Origin of the sequence: Citrobacter sp. S46_ASV_140 (genome assembly GCF_018919545.1) — a bacterium.
In the GTDB taxonomy this organism is placed as follows: domain Bacteria; phylum Pseudomonadota; class Gammaproteobacteria; order Enterobacterales; family Enterobacteriaceae; genus Citrobacter; species Citrobacter braakii.
In genome coordinates this window covers 1-26,165 of the sequence record NZ_JAHLRC010000059.1, presented here as the reverse complement: position 1 = coordinate 26,165, position 26,165 = coordinate 1, and the positions used below count along the sequence as shown (strand labels likewise).

Here is a 26,165-nt window from a genome sequence, read left to right as displayed (position 1 = left end):
TCGAATTACCTAAGAACAGTATCACGTTGTAGAATAAGCCTGAATCTGCGGCACTTTTGGCATGAGTCATCTGGATGATGGTGACAACCGCCATCAGGATCACCGGCAGCATTGCCGTGAGAAAACTGATTCCAAAGCCAGGCATTTCGCTTTCGCTGAATCGGCGGGTCGCGCCGAGAGAGGCTATATTCCCCTCTTTTTTAAAGGCGTCCGGAATAATGCGCTGGCAGAATTTATTCAATACCGGGCCGCAAAGAATAAAGGTTGGAATGCCGACTATGATACCGTATATCAGTACCAATCCTACATCAGCACCATATTCTCTGGCGATAACTGTCGGGCCGGGGTGCGGCGGCAAAAAACCGTGTGCGACCAGCAAACCGGAAAGCATCGGCACACACATAAACATCGGCGATATTTTTGCTTCACGGGCAATAGCGAATAAAATAGGTACCAGAAGAATTAAACCGACTTCGAAAAAAAGTGCGATACCGACAATAAACGCCGAACAGACCACTGCCCAGTCAAGTTTATTTTTCCCGAAGTAATTCAGCATGGTCAGCGCTATTCGCTGCGCACCACCCGCATCGGCCAGCAAGCGACCGAGCATAACACCGAAGCCAAATATCAAACCAATATGGCCCAGCGTACCGCCAAGTCCGGATTCGACTGAGGTGACAACTTTACTCAAATCCATACCACTGGCGATGGCGACAGCAATCGAGACAATAATTAACGAAACAAACGTATTAAGCTTAATTTTTATGGTTAAAAGCAGGAGTAAAGCAATCCCTGCCACAACGATAATTAGTGGCATAACGTCCTCTCATAACAGGGTAGCGACCCATCATTATCCGACTGAGCAAATAACGAATGATGCATAGCCGGATAATTCAGGTGTCTGGATGTTTTTATTTATGCTTTCAGTTTTTATTCATAAAATCGCGCAAAGCCGCGCCAATTTTGTTTACATCATAAATACAACCGGTCCATGTCCCGCCACTCACGGCCTGAAGCATTGCCCATAGCCGGGTATCATCTGGCAATTCAGGATCGGGAAGTAAATCCTGATGGCTGGGTCTGGCATTTAATATTGCAGTTGCCTCCTCCTGTGAAGGTAATTGTTCATCGCTACGGGTTCCGAGGAAATTGACTTCGCCGTGAAGCTCGCGACAATCAATTTTAATTTCAATGATATCCCCGGTGCGTAATTTACCGATGGGGCCTCCGGCCAGCGCTTCTGGCCCCACATGGCCGATGCACGCGCCAGTAGAAACGCCCGAGAAACGTGCATCGGTGATTAACGAAACATGCTTACCGTATGACAGATGCTTCAGGGCACTGGTAACCTGGTAGGTTTCTTCCATCCCGGTACCGGAAGGTCCTACGCCGATAATGACCAGAATATCGCCCGCCTTGATCTTGTCATGCTTGATATCGTAAATCGCACTTTTCTCGGACAGATAAACCTTCGCCACGCCTTTATGGTAATAGATACCTTGATCATCAATCATCGAGGGGTCAATGGCGGTGGATTTGATCACCGAACCTTCTGGCGCAATATTGCCCACCGGGAAGGTGATAGTTGAGGTTAATCCGCGCGCTTTTGCTTGCTGCGGAGACATGATCACTTCGTCAGCGTTGATTTGTTCCTGATCGAGCAGGAGTTGTTTGAACTGCTGACGCCGTTCGGAGTGCTCCCACCAGTCGAGGTTTTCTTTCAGTGTGCTGCCGGTAACCGTCATAACGTCTTCATGCAACAATCCGAGGCTGCGCAGATGTAACATTACTTCCGGCACACCTCCTGCCATAAAGGCATTGACCGTTGGATGATAAACCGGGCCATTAGGCAGTACGCTCACCAGTCGGGGTACGCGCTTGTTGATGCGGATCCAGTCATCAACGGTCGGGATATGGCAACCTGCCTGGTGAGCAATTGCCGGGATGTGTAACAGCAGGTTTGTTGAACCACCGAACGCGGCATGGACCGTCATCGCATTCTCTATCGCTTTATCGGTGAGAATTTCCCGGGTGGTGATGCCTTTTTGACACAGGTTCAGCGCAGCTCGCGCGGAAGCTCTGGCGATCTCCTGCCACACAGGCTCGCCGGAAGGGGCCAGGGCTGAATGCGGGATTGCCAGCCCCAATCCTTCGGCCACCACCTGAGATGTCCCGGCAGTGCCCAAAAATTGACAGCCGCCGCCGGAAGAGGCACAGGCTTTACAGCCCGCACGGCGAGCGTCCTGTAGAGATAATTCGCCATTGGCGAAGCGTGCGCCAATGGTTTGCACCTTGCCGTTGTCTTCTCCATCCTTTGCGGGCAGCGTCGCGCCACCGGGGACCAGCACGGTTGCGATGTTGTGCTGCGCGGCGAGTGCCATCATGGTGGCCGGAAGCCCCTTGTCGCAACTCGCCACACCAATAACTGCTTTCGCGTCGGGCAGAGAGCGAATAAGGCGGCGCATCACCATCGAGGCGTCATTTCGGTATGGTAGTGAATCAAACATCCCCGTTGTACCCTGAGTACGCCCGTCACAAGGATCGGAGACATACACGGCATAGGGCAGGGCATGGTTTGCTTTAATAACCTCGGCCGCCGCTTTCATCTGGATATCCAGTTCGTAATGCCCTTGGTGCAGCGCTAGCGCAACGGGTTTACCGTCTGCACCGCGTAAGCCACCGAGTGTACTGAGCAGTAAAATACCGTCCCGATCCAGCTCGTCCGGAGACCAGCCCATTCCGGCATTCATGGTCATACCGAACAGATCCCCGCTCGGGCGGTTGATAAGCATCTCTGCGGTTAATGGCAGTTCGCCATCCGGGCCATCGGCGTGCGTTCTGACGGTGTAGATATCGTGGCTCTCGTCAGCAAAAATATTGCGAACAGACATGAGTTTCTCCTCAGACTGGTAAAATGCCCTGCGCGGTAAGTAACGCGTGGACTTTATCTTTTGCTTCTTCTGATGCTTCAAGAATCGGTGGTAAGCAATACGTCTCTACAGGCAGCCCGACACACTGCATGCTGTATTTGATCAGTGAGACAAACGGTGTTTCCAGGGCGTAAATAGCGGGCAGTTGTAGTAGTTTTTTATTCAGCGTCGCGGCGGTCGTCAGATCGCCTTCACGCCAGGCGCGGTAGATGCCGACGGAGAGTTCCGGAGCAAAGTTAGCGCTGGCGGTTATCGCACCGTCGCCGCCCAACAGCATTGTATTCAGCAAATGGTCATCATAACCGCAGAATACCGAAAACGACGGGCGTACCGACTTAACTGTGTTGATCATCGTACGCAAGTGACCAACGCTGTCGATGGTGTCTTTGATGCCAACGATATTCTCGTTTTGCAGAGCCAGCCGCGTCACGGTCTCCGGGGTTAAGTCCTGACCCGTCAGATCCGGAAAGTTGTACAGGATCACCGGCAGGGTGACACTACGGGCGATCTGCTGGTAATAGTCGTCAAGATTGCGTGGTGCGACTTTCCAGTAGTAGGGGTTGATAGCGACGATACCATCAGCACCGCAGGCTTGTGCATGCTGCGCAAGTTTGACCGCTTCGTCAGTGGAGGGCGAACCGACGCCAATCAATACCGGCACTCGCCCACCCACAACTGCCACGGCTTCTTCGGCGAGCGCCATGCGCTGGGCTGTATTCATCTGGCTAAATTCACCACCGGTACCCAGGTAAAACAGTCCGTCGACCCCTTTATTAATCAGGAAGTCGGCAACTTCGCGCATTGCCTTTTTATCAAGGGTTCCGTCACGATGAAACGTGCTGGATACCGGTGGAATAATGCCGCGGAATTTTTTCATTACCTCAGTTTCCTTTTCGTAAATGCTCATTTTCGTTTCTGTATCCCAGCCCATATGATATTTGCCCGGCGCATTTCCGGAGCAATTCCAGATAGCTGTCTATCTTATTTCCTGAATAAACTACTGGATCGCCAGAAAGTGAGATTGCATAGTTAACCCTGTTATACATATTGAATACCGGCATACTTAAACATACCGCACCATAGGTTGATTCTTCGTTGTCTATGGCCCACCCCCGAAGCCGTGTTTTTTGTAATTCTTCCAGAAACAACTTTTTATCGGTAAATGTATTGCACGTATGCGGGGTTAACGTGAGTGCCTCTAAAAAATAATCCAGTTCTTCTCGTGTCTTCCAGGCTAATAACGCCTTACCTAATGCAGTAATATGCAATTCAAGTTTTTTGCCAATCCAGCTTTTGCTCGTCGGTACCGAGTCCGGACTTTCGATCTTGTCGAGATAGATAGCCGAAATGCTCTCCATCGCCCCTAGATGACAAACCAGTCCACTTTTCAGCGACAACTCCTGCATTGGCCGCTTAGTCACCTCAAATATATTTTGACGGTGTAACGCCTGACAACCCAATTCGTAGTTTTTTATTCCCAGTGAATAGTAGCCGTTTTTGTTTTTAATTAAGAAACCGCATTCCACCATTACATTCAATAAATTAAGCAGGCTGCTTTTTGGGTATTGGAATTTATTTAATAACTCCATATAACTTGCCATGCCAACCCATGCAATGTGGGTTAATATTTTTTCGGCACGGACTAATGAATTACACCCTTTGCGAACCATAATGGCTCCTCCTTGCTCATGGAATAAATGGTATCGGCATTACATAGTGGAAAATATGCTTTGTTCAGCATGCTGAACCGTAATGAAGTGATTAAATGTGATCTTGTCCGCAGTTTGAATAATGAATCTAGAACAGCCACATTTAGTGAATGAGAATAAAAAGTAGATGGAGTGTTGTTGCAACATCGTAGCGCGTGGATTGCGCATAGGGCTTCTTTATTCGTTCGAGCGCATCGCCAATATTTTCTATCGGGTACCATTGATTGTTTTTACTTGAAATCCCTCTCGAACGAACTTGCTTATCACTTTATTGAATGAGGTAAAAACAACTGACATCCGGCTCGCTGATAACGCAGTGCAATAGTCTCTGATAACCCGCTGTCACTAATGATCGTTTTAATACATGATAGTGTTGCTACAGCATGCGGCTCAACGGCATCAAATTTTGAGTGATCGGCCATGAGAATAACTTCACGCGAGCGTTGAATAATCCGTGTTTTCACCCCGACCTCAAACATGGTGGCATTGGTGATCCCCGTTTCCAACGATAGTGCATCGCAGGAGATATACGCGCGTTCTACGGAAAACGCATTGATCATCTCCAGCGCCAGACTCTCTCCTACCGAAAAATAACCCGGGCGAATCAGTCCTCCGATGATGTAACTTTCCACATGGGGAAAACAGCCCAGCTCATTGGCGATTTTAATGTCGTTGCAGATGACCTTTACCCGCGCATCGGCCAGGCATTTCGCCAGTTCGAGGCAGGTTGACCCGGAGTCGAGAAAAAAGCAGTCGCCATCTTTGATCATTGTTCGGGCAAGGGCGGCTATTTCTCTCTTCGCCACAGATTGCAATGTGCGTTTCACGTCGAAGACGTACTCCTTGCCGTCTGTACTGTCGTCGAAGTCGAGACAACCGTGACCGCGGATCATGCCTGGATACTGGTTGGCGATATACTGGAAATCACGACGAACAGTCGCTTCCGCATAGCCAAAAAGCTCCATGGCCTGCTGTGTGGAGAGATGGCGATGTTGCCACAGGTAGTGCAGCATCTGTTTGATACGGTCAGGTCTCTGTTGGCTCATCAGAAACAATCTCCTCTTACAGGGTGGCGAATTGGGCTAAGGTCGCGCGATAGTCAGATGAAGAGAACAGGGCGCGCCCAATCACCATATGCTGCGCCCCAGCTGCAGCCAGTTGCTGTGCTGCCGCCAGCGTAATTCCACCGTCGGCCCAGCACTCGGTCTGAGGAAAAACCGTGCGTACTTTTTGGATTTTCTCGCACATGGAGGGAATAAACCGCTGTCCCTGCCCATCGGGCTCACTGGTCATCACCATCACCCCGTCCAGCTCAGACGTCAGATATCGCCAGGCGTCGATCGGGGTTGCCGGATTAAATGCCAGCCCGGCTCGTGCGCCGGTATGGTGGATCTCTGCTAATGTTTCCGAGGGATAGTCCAGCGTTTCTGCATGAACGAAGATCCACGCGGGTCTGATTTCAGCCAGCGCGTTAAACCAGAGCTGTGGCCGGGCAACCATGAAATGAAAGGAAAGTGGATGAGGCGTCTGTCTGGCAACAGCCTGCACCGTTTTCATCCCAAACGTAATGTTGTTAATGAAGCTGCTGTCCTCAATATCCAGATGCAGGGACCCAAAATCCAGGTTGTCTAATGCCGTCAACTCATGACCATAATGCAGAGGATTTGCGCTGGCGAGAGAAGGGTGCAGGATCATGAGCGCCTCCGTTAACCTGATACCAGCGCAAAAAGTGCATCGTCGGTGCTGGCATTTCGCACTGCCGCTAACCGTTGTGGCGAATCAATAAACTGGCTGATGCGCTGAATGGTCAAAATATGTGCGTTGGCATCCGTGGCGCTGACGCAGAGAAGCAGCCAGACGGGGTCGCACTCCTCGTTACCAAAGGCGACCGGGGTGCGTAACGTGGTAATGCTGACCTGATTGTAGTTTGCGCCTTGCTCTGGTCGGGCGTGAGGCAACGCGACACCCGGGGCTATCAAATAATAAGGCCCCCAGTTAAGGGTATTTTCGATGATCCCATCAACGTAGGCGGGTTGCGCGGCACCATAGGTTACCAGCGGGCGGGTGGCGATTTCCACGGCCTGACGCCAGTCTGTGGCTTCACGTTGTGCCTGTACCCATTTAATATCGTTAATCATCCGTCGTTGACTCCATGCCGATTCTGGTTAATCTGATAGCGATCCCCGTCGATACTTTTGACGAAGGCGGCAGGGATCGCAGAAGGGTTATTGCTCTCTGCCGGGGATAAGCGCTCTGCTTATCCCCATCTTATCGGCGTATATGATGCACTTTCTCCATAAACTGACTGACTCGCGCCTGGTCAACGAAATTGGCAAAAACGCCGTCCTTTTTAAAGGTGGTTGCGGTCACACAGCCATCGGCGATACTGAGTTGTTCCTCCACGTTTTCCAGGCAGACGCCCGTGTTGGCCAACACGACGGTGTTAGGCACCGTTTCTTTAACCCGTTTTAATAGCGCACTGTCGGTACGCGTCCCGGCGGTCAGGCCAGAAACACAGAGCGCATCAGGATGGTTGTTAAATACCGTCGATTTAGCAATAGAACAGATATCGCGATTGCCCAGATACACGGCGGCCTCAGGGACGATATTGAACAAGGTTTTCACTTCGCCTGCACCAATCCGGTGTTGATGACGGATGGTCTCACCGACGTTAGTGTCCCAGACGCCAAAGTCGCTGGCATAGGCTCCGGTAAATATCTCGCGGATAAACTTAGCGCCGGTAGCCATCGCCAGGTCGAATGAGGCGACCGGATCCCACAGTACATTCACGCCAAACGGGATGCGGATATCGTTCATCAATTGCCCGATGACTCGCGCCATTGCCGCAGTCGTTTCCGGACGCACCTTCGTGAGATAGGGAAGGCTAAACTCGTTGGAGAACATGACTGCATCTACTCCACCATTTTGGAGCGCCATCAGATCGTCCCTGGCTTTGTCGATAACCCAGTTCATCCCCAGTTGCGCATCAAAACTCGGGTCGCCGGGCAATGCACGTAGATGGCACATGGCGATGACCGCTTTTTCCGTCCCAATAACCTCTTTCAGCCAACTCATTGAAAGTACTCCTTATTCCGATAGTTCACGTTTACGTAAGAACAGAACGACGCTGGCGACAATACCGACTGCCACGACAACGCCAATAATGCCAAGCGACATCAGTTCAGAAATCGACCAACCGAACATATTGCCCACGGACAACGCCGAGATTTGCGCACTTTCACCGGCAAAGCTGAAACCGCCTTTTAGCGCCATTTCAGTGAAGTAAGGCGCGAACTGGGTAGCGATCAGAAGGACGGTAATCATCACGATGACCCCGCTTATCAACGTCCTGATCAGGTCTCCGCGGTGGATAACCGTAGCCATACATATAAAGAACGGCGCTACCGGCAGGTCTGCGAGGGGTAACACTTTGTTGCCCGGTAAAATGCTGGCCAGAATCAACATAATGGGTATCAGTAGCAGACCGACAGCAATGGTAGTTGGATGCCCCAGCGTCACAGCGGTATCCAGACCGATATACACTTCACGTCCTTTGAAATACTTTTGGAAGAACCTTCTTGCGCCGTCGGAGATGGGCATTAACCCCTCAACAATCAGGCGGATCATGCGCGGGAACAGCACCATGATTGCCGCAACGGTTATCATCAGACTGGCGCAACCTTTAAAGCCTTCGCCAGCTGCGAGGCCAAAAATCAGACCGAGCACTACGCCGATGATCACCGGATCGCCGACCATGCCATAGCGTTTCTGGATCTCCTGAGCATCGATATTGCGTCCCTTCATGAAAGGGATTTTTTCATAGATAGCATCAAGTAGAACGAAAAGCGGTACTGAACTGGAACCGTAGCCTTGCGGTATCGAAATACCTTCCAGCCCGACGATGTTCTGTACCCGTTTCGCCGTCCAGTCGGCCATTTTTAACGATAGCGCCGCATGGCAGATTGCCCCCAACACACCATAAATCAGGCTGCCGGTCATAAGCTGGACCACCGTACCCGTAATGGCGTAGTGCCAGTAATTGTAAATATCGACGTTCATCGTTTTGGTCAGACGGGTGACCAGCATGGCGACATTGAGAAGAAAAATAACCGGGATAATCATGGCGCCAATGGCTGTCGCATAACCAACGCCGGAGGCGGGGCCTGCGCCAACGTCAAAGACATGCAGAGTCAGGCCGAAGCGTTCAATCATCACTTTGATAGGAGGGCTGAGGCTGTCGATCGCCATGACGATCACCAATCCCATACCGACAAAACCGATCCCGACCGTTACCCCTGCCTTAATCGCCTGCAGCCAGGGGATGCGGAAGATAAGGCCAATCACGATCATGATGATAGGGACGAAAACGGTACCGCCGAGAGACAGGATGTAATCAAACATAATGCCTCCTTTTATTGGGTTAACAGAGCCTTGATTTGTTGTTTTAATGCGTCGTCGTTGATCCCTGTGAGCAGGGCGGCACCATTAAGCGTAGGGATGCCGTAGTCACTGTTGGTTCGCATGGAGGTTACAATAAGGTCCATGCCGTTACAGTTAAGTGGGATCTCATTCAGACAGCACTGGGCGGTGGTGGCTGCAATACCCTGTTCAGTCAGGTACTCTTGCAGCTTGTGTGCAATCATGGTTGAAGTCGACATGCCGGTACCGCATGCCACAAGGATCTTTTTCATAATGGATGTGCCTCTTGTGTAGCGCCTGAATCAGGCTCAACGGGGAAATGTGCTGCTGGCATGCCTGCCAGAGCGGTCAATAGGCGGATGCAGTCAGCCAAATCACGCAGGCTGGCAACTTCCGCCGGAGAATGGGTATAGCGACAAGGAATAGAGAGACTGGCGCAGGGAATACCATCCTGCTCAACCTGGATATAACCGGTTTCTGTTATCACGCCGGGAGCCACTTCTCGCTGCACCGGAATGTTGTGTTCAAGAGCCGTCTGTTCCAACATCCGTATCAGGCGTGGAGGCGTGATTAATCCTGCCAGCGTTCCCCGTCCATGGTAGTTCAGGCAGGTGATCCCAACGCCCTGATTAATCCTGACCTCGGAATAATCGTGTAAATCAGGGGTGTCACACGATGGCGTGATATCAATACCAATCGCCAGGTCAGGTTTTACACGGCGTAATACGGGAACAATGCCGCGGATATTAAATTCTTCCTGTACGGAAGCCACCAGATAAACGGCGATATCAAGTTCTGCAGCACTGATAGCATCCGCTACACCGAGCAGGGCAGTACAGCCCAGACGATCGTCTAGTGCTTTACTGCACACCAGATCGTTTGCCAGGAGTTGGGGCGGGTTATACAGAGTGACAGGCGTACCGACCTGAATGCCCATCCGTATGGCGTCATCTTTGTCTTTGGCACCAATATCAATCCACAGTTTGTCTACGGAAGGTGACTGCGTACGCTCGTCGCCTTTGGCAAAGTGGTATGACTTAATACCGATACATCCCATCACCGGGCCTTTGTCCCCGGCGAGGGTGACGACGGAGCCAGCCATAGTGACTTGCGCAGGACCGCCTACGCGTTCAAAGCGTAAAAATCCAGACGGCTCTATTTTGCGCACCATAAAACCGACCTCATCCATATGCGCAAAAATCATCAGTCGCAGCGCATCGGGTTTATCACTACCGTAGCGTGCGACGATATTCCCAAGCCTGTCTTGCCAGACCTCTTTTGCATGACGCCTGAATTCGCGCAGCATGACGTCAGCGACTGCGTTTTCGTGTCCTGAAATCGCATTATGCTGCAAAAGCGAGAACAGGGTTTCCTGCACAGAAAATGACATAGCTATCTCCGTAGAACGTAAAACAATCACTCGTTGAGCGTTTTATAGGCGCTCACTGGTCGAATAATTGTGAGAGCGCTCACGTGAAAGCGCGCAAATCTGCACAAATAAAAAATAATGTGAGCCGGGTGGAATAAAAACGCTCAACGTTTGTGAAAGTTACGGGCTGGAGAGACCAGTATTTATGGTTGAAATAATGGGGATGAATAAAACGCGGTAACTGTTATCGCACCACTTTGTTGTAGGATGCTCCCTCTTTATGCCTGTCTATATCCAGGTTTTCTACCAAGGGAGCGTAGAACCTAATGGCATGTGGTAAATCGTTAGTATCCTGGTGATAAAAGAAAACATAGCAGTACTTATTGCGCTGAATGAATTGTAGTGAGCCAGCGAGAGATGTTATCCGCCAGAGCATCGTTCCTGAAGAGTGCGCTGCCGGATACTACACGATCCACACCGCTGGCGATGATCTCTGGAAGTTCTTCCAGGTTTAGCGAACCATCAACTGCCAGCAGAATGGCGTCTCGCTTGCCGGCTGCATTGAGTAATGCGACAACCTGCGCGATGCGTCTCAGTAAAGCTGACTTGCTGAGTTTGCTACCGTAGCCAGGATTTACCGCCAGAATTTGTATTATTTCAACGTCTTCAATGACCGGTAGAATATATTCCAGTGGTGTGGCAGGGCACAGGCTAATCCCTCGCAAAAGCGGCATAGTGCCACCGGAAACTTCAGCATTTTGCTCACCAAGCCAATGAAGCATATGGTGTAGATGCGGCGTGTTTTCCACCTGCAACGTGACACAGTGTGCTCCTGCCTTTACGCTTGCCTGCACAACGGGCCAGGGATTATCCACCATTAGGTGGACATCCTTAATCATCTGCTGTGGCAACTGTGCGATAGCCCAGGGGCCAACGGTGAACTGAGGGCAAAAATGTCCGTCCATCAGATCCAGGTGAATAACGGGTTGTTCAAGCGCGCGAAGATTTTGCTGATACTCCCCGAGTCTGAGCCACTGACCGGCAAGAATGCCGATGCTTAACGGGTAGTGCTTCATTAACGATACGCACTCTGTGCGATTCAAACCGGAAAAGGGACGGTTCATTTTTAGATCCTTATGGCATCAATCCATTGAAGACGCGTTTTTTTCGTGGGCAGCTCATCAGTGATTCCAGTTTTTCCACACAGGCAAGGTAGTGGGGCGTAGTTTTATGGAACGCAACGGCGGCTTCATCCTTATAGGCTTCATAAATATAAAAGCGGCTCTCAACTTCCGGATCCTGCAACACATCGAAGCGGAGATTCCCCTCTTCACGCACCGACCCAAAATGATTGAGGCGAAATACCTCGATAAACTCGTCGACTTTATCTTCGTGGACGTTAATTTCCACCAGAGTGACATGCATACTTTTCTCCTTAAAACGCATGGGCCCACCAGGGCAGGCCCATACCCTTTTTAGTTTTTTTCGCTCAGATAGAGTTCGTACGCGCGTTCAGCGGTTTCATTACGATGCACCACCGCGTGGACGGCCTTCATCATGGCGACAGGATGATCGGACTGGAAGATGTTGCGCCCCATATCGACACCGGATGCGCCCTGATCGATGGCCTGCCAGCAAATCTCAAGCGCTTCACGTTCAGGTAATTTTTTACCACCCGCGATAACAATCGGGACCGGACAACCCGCGGCAATGCGCTCAAAACCTTTATCGACATAGTAGGTCTTGATGATCTGCGCCCCCATCTCGGCGGCGATACGGGTGGCGAGTGAGAAGTAGCGCTGATCGCGAACCATGTCTTTTCCCACGCCGGTCACCGCCATTGTTGGCATGCCGACTTTGATACCGGCATCGATCAACTGAATGATATTTTTGATCGACTGGTGCTCGTTCTCACTGCCGATATACACCTGTGCCGCCACGGCGCAACTGTTGAGACGAACGGCATCATCCATGGAGAGCGCGACCGCTTCATTGCTTAACTCGGTGAGAATAGAGTTAGCGCCCGAGGCGCGCAGGACTACCGGTTTGTTGGTGGCGGGTGGTACCACACTGCGCAGGATGCCGCGTGTGCACATCAGTACATCAGCGAGCGAGAACAGGGGAGCGATATTGATATCGATACGCTCCAGTCCTGTTGTTGGCCCCTGAAAATAGCCATGGTCAAACGCGAGCATGACCGTTCTTCCGGTCTCAGGATTAAAAATGCGCGACAGTCGGGACTGCATCCCCCAGTCAAGTGCGCCGCATCCCTTTAGTGTGAACGGGGTATTGCGTTGCGGCGTGTCGGTATGGAAATCCTTACCATCTTTGATGTCATCTAAATCAGCCATTTTTTACTCCACGGTTACGGAATGAAATTCAGAAATCGTATTTGTCGATGTTGTCTTTAGTGAACACCACGCGTTCAGGCAGAAGCACAATGCCATTTCCCTTCGCCTCGTAGCTGTAGCCCTGTACGCTGTTCGGCGAAACTTCAACTTGCCCTACACCTGGAATGTCCAGTTTGTCACCAATATTCATGTCGCCTTTTTTCAGCAACGCATCAGCCACGTAAACGGAAATCTTGCCCTGCTGGACCACATCCCAGAGGCCAAATTCTTTCACCGTGCCGCGTTCAACATAAGGACGCATCACGTTTGGTGTACTGAAACCGACAATCGCCACGCTGGTATTCTTCAGGTTTTCAGCGGCCTGAGCGGCAGCAGGAAAGGCGTTGGCGTCCGGCGCAATGATGGCGTCGAGATCGGCATAAGCTTTAATAATGCCTTCTGCGGTTTGCAGTGATTTGGTAGCGTCGTTATAGCCAAACTGGGTGGTGACAACTTCCCAGCCCGGATGATCTTTGGTGATCTTGTCTTTGGCCTCTTTCACCCATTGGTTCTGATCGGTCACGGTCGGACTGGAGTAGAAGAAGGCCACTTTGGCTTTCTCTTTTTTGACCTGGTTTGCGGCCATATCAACCAGCATGCCGCCTAATTGGGCTGGTGTGCCCTGGTTGATGTAGTACGAGCGACATTCCGGTTTGGTGTCAGAATCCCAGGTCAGGACTTTCACACCGCGTTGCATGGCGCGCTTTAACGCCGGACATAACCCATCAGGTGAAACGGCGGAAACCACAATGGCGTTATACCCCTGGTTAACAAAGTTATTGATGAGCTGAACCTGACCAGACACGCTGGGCTCCGTCGGACCGTCATAGGTAACATCGACGCCAAGCTCTTTGCCGGCCTCCAGGGCACCGTTACCACCACTGGTAAAGAATCCCACCCCAACCAGTTTCGGGATAAATGCGATTCGCTCTGCGGCATAAGCGTTGAGGGTGAACGCCGCCAGGCTAAGGGTACTGATTACGGCAATTTTTTTAATGCTCTGAATAGTCATGTACTTTTCCTTTAGGGCAATGGATTTCAGGCCTGCCGAATGGCGCGACGACGTGCCATCCAGTCTTTAATTTGCTGACGATGCAGGCTGACGGAACGACCTACGACAACGACAATAAGTAATGCGCCAGAGAGGGCACTGGATACCTGGTTAGGCACGCCAGCCATCTGCAACCCCTGCTGCAGATAGCCCACTAGCAGCGCGGCGATGGCTGTGCCGAGAATTGACCCGGAGCCGCCATAGATGTTGGCGCCACCCAGGACGACCGCCGTAATGGCTGGCATCAGGAAGGAAGCCCCCAGATCGGAGCGCGCAGAGCCAAAGTAAGAAACCAGCAGTATCGCCGCGACCGCCGAGGCAAAGCCGGTCATCGCGTACAGCGCGTACAGCGTCCGATTCACAGGGATAGCGCTATACAGCGCCACGCGAGGGCTTTGCCCAATCAGGAAGACATTTCGTCCGGCGTGGGTTCGGTGCATCAGCAGCCAGAAAAAGAGCACGCTGACGAGAAAGAAGATCAGTGGTACGGGCAGGCCCAGCACATCGAGATTGGCAAAATCGGTAAAGCCCTGCGGGAAGCCGCCAATACCTTCATAACCGGTCGCTCCTGCCATCCCCGAAAGCAGCAATGCGCTGCCGCCAAACAGGTACAACGTTCCCAGGGTGATGACCAGAGGATTCACGCCCGTGTAGATAATCAGCCCGGCGTTGATCAGTCCGCACAGCGCGCCCAGCGCGAGCGTCAGGATAATGGCCAGCGGCAACGGTACGCCCCCCTGGAACATCACACCCAGCGCGATAGCGCACAGCCCCATCGTGGAACCGAAGGAGATATCGATCCCGCCGCTGACGATCACCATGGTTAAGGGGAGAGCGACAATGCCAATGCAGATAAAGTCGCTGGTGCTGAACAGCAGTACGTTCAGATCCAGCAGGCGCGGGTTCAGCGCGCCGAATCCCAGAATTTCAATCACCAGTAGCGCGGCGAGCGCCAGCTCCCAGCCGTAGCGATGTAAACGAGTCATCAGGCAACCTCACGTTTTTTGGCAGTGCGCACAGTATCCGCTGCGCTTTTTGCCGACGGACACGGCTGAGGCTGCGGAGTGAAGCGGGCATATTTTTGTCGGCGGATATTACGTTCCAGCGCGCAGCGCAGTCGGCCATCAAATACCAGCACCGCCAACAGAACCAGACCGGCAATAAAGTCATTCCACCACGCCGGAATGCGCAGCAGGACCAGTACGCTGTCGATTTGCGTCAGGAAATAGGCACCAAGCACGGCGCCAATGATCGTCCCGGAACCGCCCAGCAGGCTGATTCCACCCAGTACGCAGGCAGCAATGGCTTTCATTTCCAGCCCGGTTCCAGTCTGATTAGGGATGAAGCCAATCTGAGAAGCAAAAACGATCCCAGCCAGCGCCGCCATGCAGCCGTTGAGCGAGAAGGCCAGAATACGGATGGCTTCGGTACGCACACCTAGTTGCCGTGCGCCCTGCAAATTATCCCCGGTGGCATAAAAACAGCGACCAAAGGCGGTTTTTGCCAGTAGCCAGGCCATCAGCAGCATCAGGAGTAGGGTCAGCCAGCCGATGGCGGAGATCCCGAGGAAAACCGGGGCGGAGAGTTGCTTCAGCTGTGCAGGCAGTCCTTCAATCCATTTACCGCCCGTCCAGAGCAGCATGACGCCGCGATACAGACCCAGCGTTCCTAACGTGGCAACAATTGCCGGGATTTTCAGCCAGGCGACCAGTACGCCATTAATAACCCCCGCCAGCAGTCCCAGTAGCAGCGTCGCTACGCAGGCCACAGGCAAGGGATATCCCGCGTTCAGCAGCAGTCCCAGTAGCACGGCGCACATCCCAGTTATCGAGCCTACCGATACGTCGATGTTGCGGGTCAGCATCACCAGCGTCGCCCCCATAGCCAGCAGCATGAGAATTTGGGCGCTGCTGAAGATCATCGTCAGCGTCTGAACACTGAGGTACTGGCTGTCAAGCATTCCCGGCAGAACGAACAGCAACAGCACTGCCAACAGTGCGGTTGCCTCACGATTATTCTGGATAAATTTCAGCATGGCGCCTCCCCGGTATATGGCGTCGTCCCTGACGGGCGGTCGCCAAACGCAACGTGCATGATGGTGTCGACGTTAATCTCGTCGCCCTGCAGGGCATCGTTGCCTGTTTCCCCTTGGTGCATGACGTAAACGCGATCGGCCATCTGTTCGATCTCTTCCAGATCGGACGAGATGAACAGCACCGCGACATTCTGAGCCGCAATACTGCGGAGCAACTGGTAGATGTCGTTACGGGCAGAGACGTCCACTCCGCGCGTCGGCTCATCCACAATCAGCACTTGCGGCGAGGCTTCGAGGCATTTGGCGATCAAAATTTTTTGCTGATTACCACCGGAGAGCGTACGGGCGGGTTGTTCGGGATCGTTCAGCTTGATATTGAGCGCGCGGCGATAACGTTCGAGCGTGGCGCTGTCTTTTGCCGGATTTGCCCAGAAACCGCTGTGGTTATGGGTTAATGCACAAACATTCCACGCCAGCGAGGCATCCAGATTCAGTCCTGATGATTGCCGATCCTCCGGTAGATATACCAGACCATGCTGCAGACGCTCGCGTGTGGAAAGCGTGGATATATCCTTGTCGCCGAGTACGACGCGTCCGGTCCTCAGAGGTCGTAGCCCGTAAAGCGTTTCTGCAAGTTCGGTGCGCCCGGCGCCGACCAGGCCAGCCAGACCTAAAATTTCCCCGGCACGAACCTCGAAACTGACGTTCATGAATCCTTCTCCGGTTACATTTTCGAGGCTCAATACCGGTGTGCCTGTATCATGCTGCGGACAGTTGCCAGGCAATTCCAGCCACAGTTTCTGGGTCGCGCTCAGCGTGTTAGTGCGTGATGCTGGCGTAATGGCCTGGATAATTTCGTCTGTGCTCAGGTCCGCCGTTTTACCGGAGAGCGCAATGGTTCCGTCCCGCATCACGCTAATGTAATCCGCAATCTGGCGTATCTCAGGCAGCTTGTGGGAGATGAAAACGATCCCCACGCCGGAACTCAGCAACTCACGCAGACGACTGAACAACCGATCTGTTTCTGCAGGAGTGAGTGAGGCTGTGGGTTCATCAAGGATCAAAATTCGCGAATCGCGCATCAGCCCGCGCAGGATTTCGACCATTTGCCGGTCGGCGACATCCAGTGAACCGGCCTGGCTGTTGATATCAAACTGGCAGCCCAGCGCGGCGAGCATCGCGCTCATTTTTTGCGCCGAGCTTTGGTGTTTGGGCAGGCCAAACAGGACATTCTCTTTTACCGTCAGGCTGGGGAAGAGTAGCGGCTCCTGTGGCACAAGGTAGATTCCCAACTGATGCGCCAGGATCGGCGTCAGTTTCGTACATCGGGAACCTTCAATCTCAATGCTTCCGCTATCCGGCGGGGTAATACCGGCGATGATTTTCATCAGCGTAGATTTCCCAGCGCCATTTCCTCCCAGGAGCGCATGGACTTCGCCTTTTTGCAAAATAAAGTTAATACCTTTCAGTACCTTGACGCCGGAGTACTGCTTACAGACAGACTGTGTGCTGAGTAGCGGAGCGATTTTTTCGTGACTCATTTACGTGCCACCTCCGTTCGGCCTGGGTAGAATCAGGTTGAACAAATGTATTGTGCGATTCGAATTGTTCATAACCTTATGACCTAACTGCTCACAAAACCGACGAATAGATCACGTTTTATGCTAAAATGATCTGTAAAATTAAATTTGTTCAAATAAAAGCCATTGAAATGTGTGTTTAATCACAGTTATTAGCAACCAATGAATGAACAATTGTGTTCAGAAATTCGATATGTTCAAAGTGAAGACAGAATGATGACTATTAATGACCCGATGATTTCCGAACAAGGGATGTGTGAAGAAGAGCTGGTGGCGCGTATTGCGTGGTTCTATTACCACGATGGTATGACACAGAGCGACATCAGCAACAGGCTGGGGCTGACGCGGCTTAAGGTGTCGCGGCTGCTGGAGAAGGGGCATCAGTCCGGGATTATTCGCGTACAGATTAATTCTCGCTTTGAAGGCTGTCTGGAATATGAAACTGAATTACGTCGTCGCTTTGACCTGAACAATGTACGGGTCATCCCAGGACTTCCCGGAGCGGATGCCTGCGTTCGCCTGGGGATTGGCGCCGCGCATATGCTGATGGAGTCACTCCAGCCGCAGCAGATTTTGGCGGCGGGCTTCGGCGAAGCGACCATGAATACCTTAAAACGGCTGAGCGGATTTATCTCTGCTCAACAAATTCGCCTGGTAACGCTCTCGGGGGGCGTGGGGCCATACATGACCGGGATTGGGCAACTCAACGCAGCCTGTCCGGTCAGTATTATTCCGGCTCCGCTGCGCGCCTCCTCAGCAGAGATTGCTCGGACGTTAAAAAATGAAAACAGCGTCCAGGATGTTCTGCTGGCCGCCCAGGCTGCCGATGCGGCAATCGTCGGTATTGGCGCAATCAATCAGAAAGATGAGGCCACCATTATTCGATCAGGCTATATCACTAAAGGTGAGCAGCTGATGATTGGCCGCAAAGGAGCCGTGGGCGACATTCTGGGCTACTTCTTTGATGCCGAAGGGCAGGTGATTCCGGATATGAAGATCCACGATGAACTTATCGGGTTAACCCTCAATACCCTGAAGACTATCCCGACTGTGATCGGTGTTGCCGGGGGCGTGAATAAAGCGGAAGCGATCGCTGCGGCGATGAAAGGGGGTTATATCAACGCATTGGTCACTGACCAGGAAACCGCCGCCGCCATTGTCAGCGGGCAGTAATGCGTATCTGCCGTGCAGCCGCGTGGCAGGGGAGTAACAGAATTTCCGTTTGTACCGTGGAGAAAGCATTGACGACCTGACAAATAAAATAAGCCGAGGACAAAAACGATGGCCCGACTCTGTACCCCCTCTGAATCAACACATTACCTGATGGCTCTGGACGCCGGTACCGGAAGCGTTCGCGCCGTGATTTTCGACCTGGAAGGCAAACAAATCGCGGTGGGACAAGCGGAATGGCGGCACCTTGCCGTACCGGATGTTCCCGGCTCGATGGAGTTTGATCTGGGAAAAAACTGGCAACTGGCCTGTGAATGCATCCGTCAGGCATTGCATATCGCCGGGATTGCACCGGAAGCGATTACAGCCGTCTCAGCCTGTTCGATGCGCGAAGGCATTGTAGTATATGACGCAGAGGGGACGCCTGTCTGGGCTTGTGCAAACGTGGATGCCAGAGCGGCACGGGAAGTCAGCGAACTTAAGGAGATCCACGACTACACCTTCGAAAGTGAGGTCTATCGTAGCACTGGTCAGACGCTGGCGCTGAGTGCCATCCCACGTCTGCTCTGGCTTGCGCACCATCGTGCGGATATTTATCGTCGTGCCTCGACGGTGACGATGATCAGTGACTGGATGGCCTACATGCTCAGCGGTGAGCTGGCGGTGGATCCTTCCAATGCCGGAACAACGGGACTGTTGGACCTCAAAACACGAGACTGGAAGCCGTCATTGCTGCAGATGGCTGGATTGCGATCGGATATTCTCTCACCGGTTAAAGAGACCGGGACGATGCTGGGGAGGGTGACCGCCCAGGCAGCTGCAATGTGCGGGTTGAAAGTAGGCACGCCGGTGGTAGTGGGTGGTGGAGATGTTCAGTTGGGGTGTCTCGGTCTTGGAGTTGTACGCCCGGCGCAAACTGCTGTACTTGGAGGAACATTCTGGCAGCAGGTGGTGAATTTACCCGCGCCGATTGTTGATCCTGAAATGAACGTGCGTGTGAATCCGCACGTCATTCCGGGGATGGTACAGACCGAATCCATCAGCTTTTTTACCGGTCTGACGATGCGCTGGTTCCGCGACGCTTTCTGTGCAGAAGAAAAGCTGATCGCTGAGCGTCTGGGCGTAGACACCTACACACTTCTGGAAGATATGGCATCCCGAGTACCGGCTGGCGCATGGGGCATAATGCCGATTTTCTCCGATCGGATGCGCTTCAAGAGCTGGTATCACGCAGCTCCTTCGTTCATCAACCTGTCCATCGATCCGGAAAAATGCAATAAAGCCACGCTGTTTCGTGCTCTGGAAGAGAATGCGGCCATTGTGTCGACCTGTAATTTGCATCAAATCGCCGATTTTACCGGGATCCATCCTACTTCACTTGTTTTTGCTGGTGGCGGCTCGAAGGGAAAACTCTGGAGTCAGATTCTGGCGGATGTTTCAGGGCTGACGGTCAACGTGCCGGTCGTCAAAGAGGCAACGGCGCTGGGCTGCGCCATCGCGGCCGGCGTCGGGGCAGGGATCTGGTCATCCATGGCCGAGACCGGTGAACGACTGGTGCGCTGGGAACGGGAGCATGTGCCGGATAAAGAAAAGCATGAGCTTTATCGGGAATCACGTGAGAAATGGCAGGCGGTATATCAGGAGCAGTTAGGTCTGGTCGATCACGGGTTGACGACCTCTTTGTGGAAAGCGCCGGGTTTATAACAGGAGATCGTAATGATTAAATCGAATGAAGCGCATCATGAATACCGTTTTGGTGATAGTGGCCCGAAATACCTCATTCGCGGTCCGGAATGTGACATGGGCGTCGTCATGCTTCAGCCCGGTCAGTCTTTTCCCAACCATCGTCATATCGAAGCCTGCGAGATTTTTTATACCCTGGCAGGCGAAGTGACGTTATATCTGAACGGTGAGCCCTACACGTTAGGCTCGGGGGATGTTTTGCACTGCGATCCCGGTGAAGCACATTTTCTGGTGAACAGAGGCGAGGTGCCGTGGAAAGGCGTCTTTGTTAAATCTCCGCATATTCCGGGAGACAGTCATCCGGTTGAGCCGACGACGTATTAGTCACCGGTATTTTTAAGAAAACGAATCCATTAGATGAAAGCTGGAGCGGGCGATGTTACTCGCCTTGCTCCATTTCCTATATGTAGACGTGGTCAGCCCTACCAACTCGCCGGGCCTCTGGCATATTGCTACTGCGCTATTGTATATACCCAATCGCAACAATGGGGGCATTTCTTGCCGCCGTAGTAGGAGCGTTCACACCGGGTACAGCGCCAGTTTCCGGTTCGGGTGTTCAGTGGCCCCCTGAAACCCGCGTATCCTGACGGAGCATTATTGCGACCGCGACGTATTTTAGCTGTCGGGGATTGTCTGGATGAGCGTAAGGCATACCCGCAGTTCTGGTTTTTTTATCTGCTCACTCCGGCGACGACGGGCATGAACAAATATCTCGTTCCCTAAAGCATCTTTCTAGATAAACACTTCTGTATGGCAGAAATCACACAGCAGCCGTCCGTGGTAGTGGTGCGGAACATCCTGTACGGTCACCCACTCACCATCTTCGGTAATGGCATGTTCAACCGGGCTGAACTGTATCATTGCCGCACTCCTGTCCTGTGAAGCTGACGCGCTGGAGCGGTGTCCCGTATCTTGTAGGTATAAAAACCGTTCATTATCATTCACCCTCACTGCTGATAATTTCTGTACTGTGGTCACCGGTCTGGCAACTTCGGCAGTACCGTTCACCGTGATACTCGTTGTCGCATCCAGAGCAATGCCAGTCCGCCCTGTGTAATATAGGCAGTACATCCGGGACGTACCCACTCATGAAAAATTCGGTTGTATTGCCGGGTTGATATGTGCTGATTAGTTCCGACCCGAGACCGAAACAAGAAGTCTTTACTATGCAAATTGCCAAGCTTTATCAATACAGCAACAGCTTCTCTTGTCCCTTTGGTTATCTCAAATTGCACAGGACAACCGGTTTTCTGTTGAAACACCGTTGCTCTGCTTGAAACAGAACTACCATATGCAACATCAGATACTTTGAGTCTGACCAGATCACAGCCTCGTAGCTTACTGTCCAGGGCAATATTGAACAGAGCTAAATCACGCGTTTTACCTTCCAGTTCAAGCCGGATTCGTATCCCCCAGATATGAGATATCTGAAGCGGCCTTTTTTGGCCGATGATACGGCCCTTGTTCCACGGTGACGTGTTCATACTCAAATCTCCTGCAATGTGGGAGATTTGAGTATGGTTGTCCCTTATGAGCGAACAGCGGACATTGGACCTTCCAAACTTACAAGGTAATCTAATTTGCAAGGTTATGGCGGGATAAATGGACAGAATTGGCAGATTTTGCAGAAGTTATGCATCAAGGAATAATTTTCATGTGCCGTAGGCAATACCGCGCTTTGAGCCGGTTTTGAAATTCAGTTGTACTCTCGACCTTCAGTAAGTATTTCCGCTTCTAAGCCAAATGGAGACTTTAATTTATCTTGATAAACCCCGCCAGTTAGTTTGCCAAAAGCAATGGCACTTGCGTTCTCCAGCGGAATGATCTCCCTGTCCACCTACGGGTTGTTCATGATGAGCTGTATAAAATTCGCAACGAACGTTATGCTCATAACGGAGGTCATAACCCCCTACAGCGGCCTCGTCGGCTTACTGGTTTTAGCGCTATTACCTTCTATAACCTCTCTTTTGCGGTAGATAACTATTGCAGGGATCGTTTGGATGAGCAACATGCGTATAATATGGCTTGCCATCACAAAACTCGCATTCGCGTTAAGCGCCAGTGCCGCAAAGGACATTGATTCCACGCTCCCGGGAACCCAGGAGAGCATCAATAAATAAAATGGATAATCCAGAAGATGCGCCGCTGTAAATGCCATCATGACCGTCACACCCAGTCCAATAGCAATGAGCTGTATTGAAGACCAAAGATGACGCAAAAATGCAGTCAACGTAAACGCAATAAAATGATGCCCCAGTAATATGCCCATCAGGATCATACTGAACTGATTGAAAATATCGGGAAAAAACACAGTCTGAGATGACAAAGGGTGCAGGAGTGCTGCACAAAGCAACGACGTGATCATAAAGGGCGCAGGAAAGTGGAAGCGTTCAAGGCATTTGCCCAACACATAGCCCGCAAAGACAATACCCAATAGCCAGAGCACATTAGTCGTTGCAAACAATACAGGCGGCATGGCCATATGGGTTTGCGCACCGCCGGTAATATATCCGGCAAATAAGGTCAATGTGATGAGCCGTAGCGAGTGCGAAATGATAATTTTTTGCGGCGGCGTTTTAACATGGGACGCTAGCGCTAATACCGCTGCCATTGCCCCCGGAACGGCGCCCAATAACGCCTCTTCCTTACTCCAGCGTAATCGGTGAATACACCACAAGTAGCATGCGGTGAATTGCAGGGATAAGCATACTAATAACAACACCAGTAAAAATGCGATATTTCCTTGCGCCCCAAAAGAAAAATCGCGAAATAAAAGACCAATTGACGTACCAAGAGAGAGTTGAATCACCGTCAGGCTGCCCGGCAGTACTGGCACAGAAAGACCGGTACGTTTTAACACCAGCACGGTAATAAGGGGGCCAAACATCATACCTAACGGAACGTTGCAATAGGTAAAACCCAACCCAGCCAGGATACAAAGAGCAAAACCTAACAATAATTTCATACACCTTTCTCCTGGCTACCGGGAGTGTTAAATACTCAGTGAACGGTTTCGTTAACCCAAAGGGTATTTTCAGCAACCCATTGGGTCAATGCATCAAGACGTTCGTGTATTTCCCGGCTGGACTCTGCTTGAACAATAGCACTCACGATCTCGCCATTTGTTAATTTCATCGCGTCATATTGGCGGCCGACGACACCTGTTGCCCGATATTTAACCACAAAAGGCAATGGACATTTTTCCGCAATAGAGAGGAGCGTGCCCTGTGCAGGCGGCACATTTAATTGGCCAACCCGTAAAACGGGTTGTCTTTGCGATAAATCCTGCGGATAGATTTCGCATAAACTGGCTTTAAGCCAGGTCATTCGAGGATCAAGGCCAAAAGCGGCCCCTAATTCTTCATTGACAAAGCAGCCACCTAATCGGCAAGCAAGCTCGCCAAAAATAATGTTGTTATCTTTATCAACAAAAACTTCAAGGTGAAGCAATGCGTTTTCTTCCGTTGGAAAAACCTCTTCAGCAAGATATTTGGTGTAGGCAATCAGTTTACGATGCAGCGGCGTGTCATCTTCCATAACCAGACCTAATGTTTTCCCGGATAGAAAATCCAGGCAGGAGACGGTTGCACGAGATGCAGAAACAAATATCGCCTTTCCTTTTAAATACAACGCATTAATTTGATAAGCTTCGCCTTCGATAAATTTTTCAATGAGCAGATTGTGATACTCTGGCGGCTTAACCTGCGCCAGATATTTATAAAGCTGGCCTTCATTTTTAAGAACCACCACGCCCTGTGATCCACGCCCATCATTAGGTTTGATGACGCAGGGATATCCCTGTTCGGCAATGAATCGCGCCATCGCAGTCGCACTGTCGACGCGTGCCATAGCAGGAACCGGTAACTGATGAGACTGAACAAGCGATTTCATCATAAATTTATCACGGAAGAACATGGCCTTTTTTTCACGGTCGTGTGTCAAACCCAGACGATCGCTGATTCGCGCGGCCCTCAGAACATCGATTTCGGCGAGGTAAAAGATACCCGTTGCTTTATTGTCCTGGGCGTAGTGGTAAATATCCATTTCCACGAAGGGATTATCATTAAAGTTTTCATAAAAAAGGAAAGAAAAACCTGCCCCCATATGATCAAGAATATTATCGATCTGGCTTGCGCACGTTGCAATCAGAACCGGGGCCACTGATTGTAATGACTGCCACTCTTCACGTGAGTGCTGAAAAATAATTTTTGGTGGACACAGCAAGATATTCATTGTTTTTCTCATTCAATATCAAATGTAATGACAAATACATCCCGATAACCTTTTCCTGGCAACAAAGGAACCACTGCCGCGGTATAATGCTGATAATTCACATCATTGAATATTACTGCATCGCCCGCATGCAGTTTGAACGTAGAGGCATCATTGCCCCCATCATGATTAGGAATAAGCGTGGTTTCTCCACCAGTCACATTCTCAATTTCGCTGCAATAGATTGCAATGTACTTAAAACCATCTTTATGAATACCCTCTGGAGCGGGATATCCAGGCCTTCGGTCATCTGTCGTTATTCTTATTTGATGAATGCCAATATTGTAAGTCGTGTCTGGAAGCAATGGCAAAAGCTTACGAAACACCAGATTCATCACTTCTTCAGCAACGTCTTGTTTTATTTCTGGGTATTTTCTTGCAATACCGCCAGCGTAATTGTTCAGTTTTTCCGCTTGAAAAAACTCACCCACTGCGCACAGATCAAAATACTTTTCACGTCCGGCCCTGGCCTGCATGTAACTTCTGAACCGAAAAATACCATCTTCAGCCTTAAGCCATGGATCGGGTAGTAATTCATCAAAACTATTTTTGACTTTCGCTGAAGTCTTCCCCAGTCGAATATGATGATAGGCGTGCATAGATAACGTCCTTAATACGGTAGTTTGAGCAGTCTACTTATAAGATATGAAATGCATATCCAACAATAAATAATATTGCAGACTCTTTTATACTGATAATCTATGGGCAAAAGTAAGGAGGCAGGCTCCTTACTTTTTAAATAACTCTACTTGCTTTTTTTACGTAACTCCGTCACTGGCACGCCACCAATTCCCCAGTTATCAGTCTCCACTTCATCAATGACCACGATGGTTGTGCTGGGGTTTTTATTCAGGACATCAACCAATAGTTGTGTCACTCCCTCCATTAATTTTTTCTTTTGCTGATCGGTAGCACCTTCATTAGTAATTTTAATATTTACGTAGGGCATATGAACTCCTTTTATTAGATGATTTTTGACATTGCACCAAGATAAACAAGTGCAAAGAGATTAAACGATAGAACATAACCGTAGTGCATTTTAAAACTGGTGTTACTGGGTGATACATTCAGACTGTTTGCGGCGAAAATAGCATTGATCGATACGGGAGAAATAAGCTGAGTTGCAATAAATAAGCAAATCCATATCTGATAATCAACCATCCCCCCCGTAAGATAATCAGAAAATATCGACCATGCGATACTAAAGATAATCAGTGGATGGATACCTAATAAACCAAAAAGCGGTACGATGAACAAAATAATCGCGTAGATCTGCAACGTTGTCAGCCCGCCAACATAAGCAGTGATACCCTCAGGTACATGGGAAAAAAGCAGCCAACAAACTGAGGTCAACACACTACAGCTTAAAAGCAACAATACCTCACCGGATATATTCTGTGCTGATTCAGTTAATTGCTCAGCCCAGGGTTTATCCTTTTTAACCAGATGATCGACAACAAAGAGCACGACTGCTGTAAAGGCAATACTTTGCAGTGA

The 26,165-nt window shown here is 50.9% G+C and carries 26 protein-coding genes and 2 pseudogenes; 3 read left to right on the top strand and 25 right to left on the bottom strand.

Going from position 1 to position 26,165, the window contains the following annotated elements; translation table 11 throughout:
- The 18 genes from KQJ19_RS15300 to lsrA all read right to left on the bottom strand — a co-directional run.
- On the bottom strand, positions 1-817 hold an 817-nt coding region (locus tag KQJ19_RS15300), incomplete at its 3' end, for a gluconate:H+ symporter (RefSeq protein ID WP_216403820.1).
- Between the two features lie 106 nt (positions 818-923).
- A complete protein-coding gene (yjhG, locus tag KQJ19_RS15295; RefSeq protein WP_141875244.1) occupies positions 924-2,891 on the bottom strand; it encodes a xylonate dehydratase YjhG in 1,968 nt (655 codons plus the stop codon).
- Positions 2,892-2,901: 10 nt separating this feature from the next.
- Entirely contained in the window at positions 2,902-3,807 is a 906-nt protein-coding gene (locus KQJ19_RS15290; RefSeq protein WP_047499100.1) for a dihydrodipicolinate synthase family protein, read from the bottom strand.
- Positions 3,808-3,811: 4 nt separating this feature from the next.
- Positions 3,812-4,600 (bottom strand): IclR family transcriptional regulator, encoded by a 789-nt coding sequence (locus KQJ19_RS15285; RefSeq protein ID WP_047497972.1) that lies wholly within the window; start codon positions 4,598-4,600, stop codon positions 3,812-3,814.
- A gap of 302 nt (positions 4,601-4,902) precedes the next feature.
- On the bottom strand, positions 4,903-5,685 hold the full coding sequence (locus tag KQJ19_RS15280; protein ID WP_216403819.1) for a DeoR/GlpR family DNA-binding transcription regulator: 783 nt from the start codon (positions 5,683-5,685) through the stop codon (positions 4,903-4,905).
- A 16-nt stretch (positions 5,686-5,701) separates the two neighbouring features.
- Positions 5,702-6,334 carry a ribulose-phosphate 3 epimerase family protein gene (locus tag KQJ19_RS15275; protein ID WP_141875243.1) on the bottom strand — a complete coding sequence of 211 codons (633 nt, stop codon included), beginning with the start codon at positions 6,332-6,334 and terminating at the stop codon, positions 5,702-5,704.
- 11 nt (positions 6,335-6,345) lie between these two features.
- Complete coding sequence (sgcA, locus tag KQJ19_RS15270; protein ID WP_047497980.1) at positions 6,346-6,777, bottom strand: SgcA family PTS sugar transporter subunit IIA; 432 nt, start codon at positions 6,775-6,777, stop codon at positions 6,346-6,348.
- Positions 6,778-6,907: 130 nt separating this feature from the next.
- A complete protein-coding gene (sgcQ, locus tag KQJ19_RS15265) occupies positions 6,908-7,714 on the bottom strand; it encodes a BtpA family protein SgcQ (protein ID WP_047497983.1) in 807 nt (268 codons plus the stop codon).
- 12 nt (positions 7,715-7,726) lie between these two features.
- Positions 7,727-9,040 (bottom strand): PTS sugar transporter subunit IIC SgcC, encoded by a 1,314-nt coding sequence (gene sgcC / locus KQJ19_RS15260; protein ID WP_047497986.1) that lies wholly within the window; start codon positions 9,038-9,040, stop codon positions 7,727-7,729.
- A gap of 11 nt (positions 9,041-9,051) precedes the next feature.
- Positions 9,052-9,330, bottom strand: coding sequence for a PTS sugar transporter subunit IIB SgcB (gene sgcB / locus KQJ19_RS15255; protein WP_047497989.1), 279 nt, complete (start codon positions 9,328-9,330; stop codon positions 9,052-9,054).
- A complete protein-coding gene (locus tag KQJ19_RS15250; RefSeq protein WP_049282219.1) occupies positions 9,327-10,448 on the bottom strand; it encodes a M42 family metallopeptidase in 1,122 nt (373 codons plus the stop codon). Before KQJ19_RS15250 ends, sgcB begins: the two co-directional genes overlap by 4 nt.
- Positions 10,449-10,807: 359 nt before the next feature.
- Positions 10,808-11,551: an epimerase gene (locus tag KQJ19_RS15245; protein ID WP_047497992.1), complete on the bottom strand. Its 744-nt coding sequence runs from the start codon at positions 11,549-11,551 to the stop codon at positions 10,808-10,810.
- A gap of 10 nt (positions 11,552-11,561) precedes the next feature.
- Positions 11,562-11,852 (bottom strand): (4S)-4-hydroxy-5-phosphonooxypentane-2,3-dione isomerase, encoded by a 291-nt coding sequence (gene lsrG, locus KQJ19_RS15240; RefSeq protein ID WP_047497995.1) that lies wholly within the window; start codon positions 11,850-11,852, stop codon positions 11,562-11,564.
- Positions 11,853-11,902: 50 nt separating this feature from the next.
- Complete coding sequence (gene lsrF / locus KQJ19_RS15235; protein WP_216403818.1) at positions 11,903-12,778, bottom strand: 3-hydroxy-5-phosphonooxypentane-2,4-dione thiolase; 876 nt, start codon at positions 12,776-12,778, stop codon at positions 11,903-11,905.
- A gap of 28 nt (positions 12,779-12,806) precedes the next feature.
- Positions 12,807-13,829 carry an autoinducer 2 ABC transporter substrate-binding protein LsrB gene (gene lsrB, locus KQJ19_RS15230; protein WP_103766379.1) on the bottom strand — a complete coding sequence of 341 codons (1,023 nt, stop codon included), beginning with the start codon at positions 13,827-13,829 and terminating at the stop codon, positions 12,807-12,809.
- Between the two features lie 26 nt (positions 13,830-13,855).
- A complete protein-coding gene (lsrD, locus tag KQJ19_RS15225; RefSeq protein WP_049282215.1) occupies positions 13,856-14,854 on the bottom strand; it encodes an autoinducer 2 ABC transporter permease LsrD in 999 nt (332 codons plus the stop codon).
- A complete protein-coding gene (gene lsrC, locus KQJ19_RS15220; protein ID WP_047498007.1) occupies positions 14,854-15,903 on the bottom strand; it encodes an autoinducer 2 ABC transporter permease LsrC in 1,050 nt (349 codons plus the stop codon). Before lsrC ends, lsrD begins: the two co-directional genes overlap by 1 nt.
- A complete protein-coding gene (gene lsrA, locus KQJ19_RS15215; RefSeq protein WP_216403817.1) occupies positions 15,897-17,444 on the bottom strand; it encodes an autoinducer 2 ABC transporter ATP-binding protein LsrA in 1,548 nt (515 codons plus the stop codon). The genes lsrC and lsrA overlap by 7 nt, the downstream gene beginning before the upstream one ends.
- 255 nt (positions 17,445-17,699) lie before the next feature.
- Here lsrA and lsrR point away from each other — a divergent pair, with 255 nt between their 5' ends.
- The 3 genes from lsrR to KQJ19_RS15200 all read left to right on the top strand — a co-directional run bounded on the left by lsrR (position 17,700) and on the right by KQJ19_RS15200 (position 20,720).
- Positions 17,700-18,656 (top strand): transcriptional regulator LsrR, encoded by a 957-nt coding sequence (lsrR, locus tag KQJ19_RS15210; protein WP_047499102.1) that lies wholly within the window; start codon positions 17,700-17,702, stop codon positions 18,654-18,656.
- 108 nt (positions 18,657-18,764) lie between these two features.
- The gene (lsrK, locus tag KQJ19_RS15205) at positions 18,765-20,357 is read left to right on the top strand and encodes an autoinducer-2 kinase (RefSeq protein ID WP_049282213.1); all 1,593 of its coding nucleotides are present in this window, start codon (positions 18,765-18,767) and stop codon (positions 20,355-20,357) included.
- Positions 20,358-20,369: 12 nt separating this feature from the next.
- The gene (locus KQJ19_RS15200; protein WP_047498015.1) at positions 20,370-20,720 is read left to right on the top strand and encodes a cupin domain-containing protein; all 351 of its coding nucleotides are present in this window, start codon (positions 20,370-20,372) and stop codon (positions 20,718-20,720) included.
- A 408-nt stretch (positions 20,721-21,128) separates the two neighbouring features.
- On the opposite strand, the gene KQJ19_RS24200 is transcribed toward KQJ19_RS15200, so the two are convergent.
- The 7 genes and pseudogenes from KQJ19_RS24200 to KQJ19_RS15170 all read right to left on the bottom strand — a co-directional run.
- The gene (locus KQJ19_RS24200) at positions 21,129-21,257 is read right to left on the bottom strand and encodes a hypothetical protein (protein ID WP_256445309.1); all 129 of its coding nucleotides are present in this window, start codon (positions 21,255-21,257) and stop codon (positions 21,129-21,131) included.
- A gap of 218 nt (positions 21,258-21,475) precedes the next feature.
- Positions 21,476-21,880, bottom strand: a pseudogene (locus tag KQJ19_RS15195) (tyrosine-type recombinase/integrase); the annotation flags it as partial.
- A gap of 425 nt (positions 21,881-22,305) precedes the next feature.
- Positions 22,306-23,361, bottom strand: coding sequence for an AbrB family transcriptional regulator (locus tag KQJ19_RS15190; RefSeq protein ID WP_047417713.1), 1,056 nt, complete (start codon positions 23,359-23,361; stop codon positions 22,306-22,308).
- Between the two features lie 35 nt (positions 23,362-23,396).
- Positions 23,397-24,629, bottom strand: coding sequence for an ATP-grasp domain-containing protein (locus KQJ19_RS15185; protein ID WP_016156403.1), 1,233 nt, complete (start codon positions 24,627-24,629; stop codon positions 23,397-23,399).
- Between the two features lie 8 nt (positions 24,630-24,637).
- Entirely contained in the window at positions 24,638-25,267 is a 630-nt protein-coding gene (locus tag KQJ19_RS15180) for a 2OG-Fe dioxygenase family protein (RefSeq protein ID WP_016156404.1), read from the bottom strand.
- 146 nt (positions 25,268-25,413) lie between these two features.
- Positions 25,414-25,617, bottom strand: coding sequence for a 4-oxalocrotonate tautomerase family protein (locus KQJ19_RS15175; protein ID WP_016152960.1), 204 nt, complete (start codon positions 25,615-25,617; stop codon positions 25,414-25,416).
- A gap of 14 nt (positions 25,618-25,631) precedes the next feature.
- A pseudogene (locus KQJ19_RS15170) lies at positions 25,632-26,165 on the bottom strand (hypothetical protein); the annotation flags it as partial.

What these genes read in the sequence shown, in the direction of transcription:
- KQJ19_RS15250 (WP_049282219.1), bottom strand. Translation starts at nt 10,448, where the DNA reads ATGTCATTTTCTGTGCAGGAAACCCTGTTCTCGCTTTTGCAGCATAAT.
- KQJ19_RS24200 (WP_256445309.1), bottom strand. Translation starts at nt 21,257, where the DNA reads ATGATACAGTTCAGCCCGGTTGAACATGCCATTACCGAAGATGGTGAG.
- KQJ19_RS15190 (WP_047417713.1), bottom strand. Translation starts at nt 23,361, where the DNA reads ATGAAATTATTGTTAGGTTTTGCTCTTTGTATCCTGGCTGGGTTGGGT.
- sgcC (WP_047497986.1), bottom strand. Translation starts at nt 9,040, where the DNA reads ATGTTTGATTACATCCTGTCTCTCGGCGGTACCGTTTTCGTCCCTATC.
- lsrB (WP_103766379.1), bottom strand. Translation starts at nt 13,829, where the DNA reads ATGACTATTCAGAGCATTAAAAAAATTGCCGTAATCAGTACCCTTAGC.
- lsrR (WP_047499102.1), top strand. Translation starts at nt 17,700, where the DNA reads ATGACTATTAATGACCCGATGATTTCCGAACAAGGGATGTGTGAAGAA.
- yjhG (WP_141875244.1), bottom strand. Translation starts at nt 2,891, where the DNA reads ATGTCTGTTCGCAATATTTTTGCTGACGAGAGCCACGATATCTACACC.
- KQJ19_RS15245 (WP_047497992.1), bottom strand. Translation starts at nt 11,551, where the DNA reads ATGAACCGTCCCTTTTCCGGTTTGAATCGCACAGAGTGCGTATCGTTA.
- KQJ19_RS15175 (WP_016152960.1), bottom strand. Translation starts at nt 25,617, where the DNA reads ATGCCCTACGTAAATATTAAAATTACTAATGAAGGTGCTACCGATCAG.
- KQJ19_RS15285 (WP_047497972.1), bottom strand. Translation starts at nt 4,600, where the DNA reads ATGGTTCGCAAAGGGTGTAATTCATTAGTCCGTGCCGAAAAAATATTA.
- lsrC (WP_047498007.1), bottom strand. Translation starts at nt 15,903, where the DNA reads ATGCTGAAATTTATCCAGAATAATCGTGAGGCAACCGCACTGTTGGCA.
- lsrK (WP_049282213.1), top strand. Translation starts at nt 18,765, where the DNA reads ATGGCCCGACTCTGTACCCCCTCTGAATCAACACATTACCTGATGGCT.
- KQJ19_RS15180 (WP_016156404.1), bottom strand. Translation starts at nt 25,267, where the DNA reads ATGCACGCCTATCATCATATTCGACTGGGGAAGACTTCAGCGAAAGTC.
- KQJ19_RS15200 (WP_047498015.1), top strand. Translation starts at nt 20,370, where the DNA reads ATGATTAAATCGAATGAAGCGCATCATGAATACCGTTTTGGTGATAGT.
- KQJ19_RS15275 (WP_141875243.1), bottom strand. Translation starts at nt 6,334, where the DNA reads ATGATCCTGCACCCTTCTCTCGCCAGCGCAAATCCTCTGCATTATGGT.
- KQJ19_RS15185 (WP_016156403.1), bottom strand. Translation starts at nt 24,629, where the DNA reads ATGAATATCTTGCTGTGTCCACCAAAAATTATTTTTCAGCACTCACGT.
- sgcB (WP_047497989.1), bottom strand. Translation starts at nt 9,330, where the DNA reads ATGAAAAAGATCCTTGTGGCATGCGGTACCGGCATGTCGACTTCAACC.
- lsrF (WP_216403818.1), bottom strand. Translation starts at nt 12,778, where the DNA reads ATGGCTGATTTAGATGACATCAAAGATGGTAAGGATTTCCATACCGAC.
- lsrD (WP_049282215.1), bottom strand. Translation starts at nt 14,854, where the DNA reads ATGACTCGTTTACATCGCTACGGCTGGGAGCTGGCGCTCGCCGCGCTA.
- KQJ19_RS15280 (WP_216403819.1), bottom strand. Translation starts at nt 5,685, where the DNA reads ATGAGCCAACAGAGACCTGACCGTATCAAACAGATGCTGCACTACCTG.
- KQJ19_RS15290 (WP_047499100.1), bottom strand. Translation starts at nt 3,807, where the DNA reads ATGAAAAAATTCCGCGGCATTATTCCACCGGTATCCAGCACGTTTCAT.
- sgcA (WP_047497980.1), bottom strand. Translation starts at nt 6,777, where the DNA reads ATGATTAACGATATTAAATGGGTACAGGCACAACGTGAAGCCACAGAC.
- lsrA (WP_216403817.1), bottom strand. Translation starts at nt 17,444, where the DNA reads ATGAGTCACGAAAAAATCGCTCCGCTACTCAGCACACAGTCTGTCTGT.
- sgcQ (WP_047497983.1), bottom strand. Translation starts at nt 7,714, where the DNA reads ATGAGTTGGCTGAAAGAGGTTATTGGGACGGAAAAAGCGGTCATCGCC.
- lsrG (WP_047497995.1), bottom strand. Translation starts at nt 11,852, where the DNA reads ATGCATGTCACTCTGGTGGAAATTAACGTCCACGAAGATAAAGTCGAC.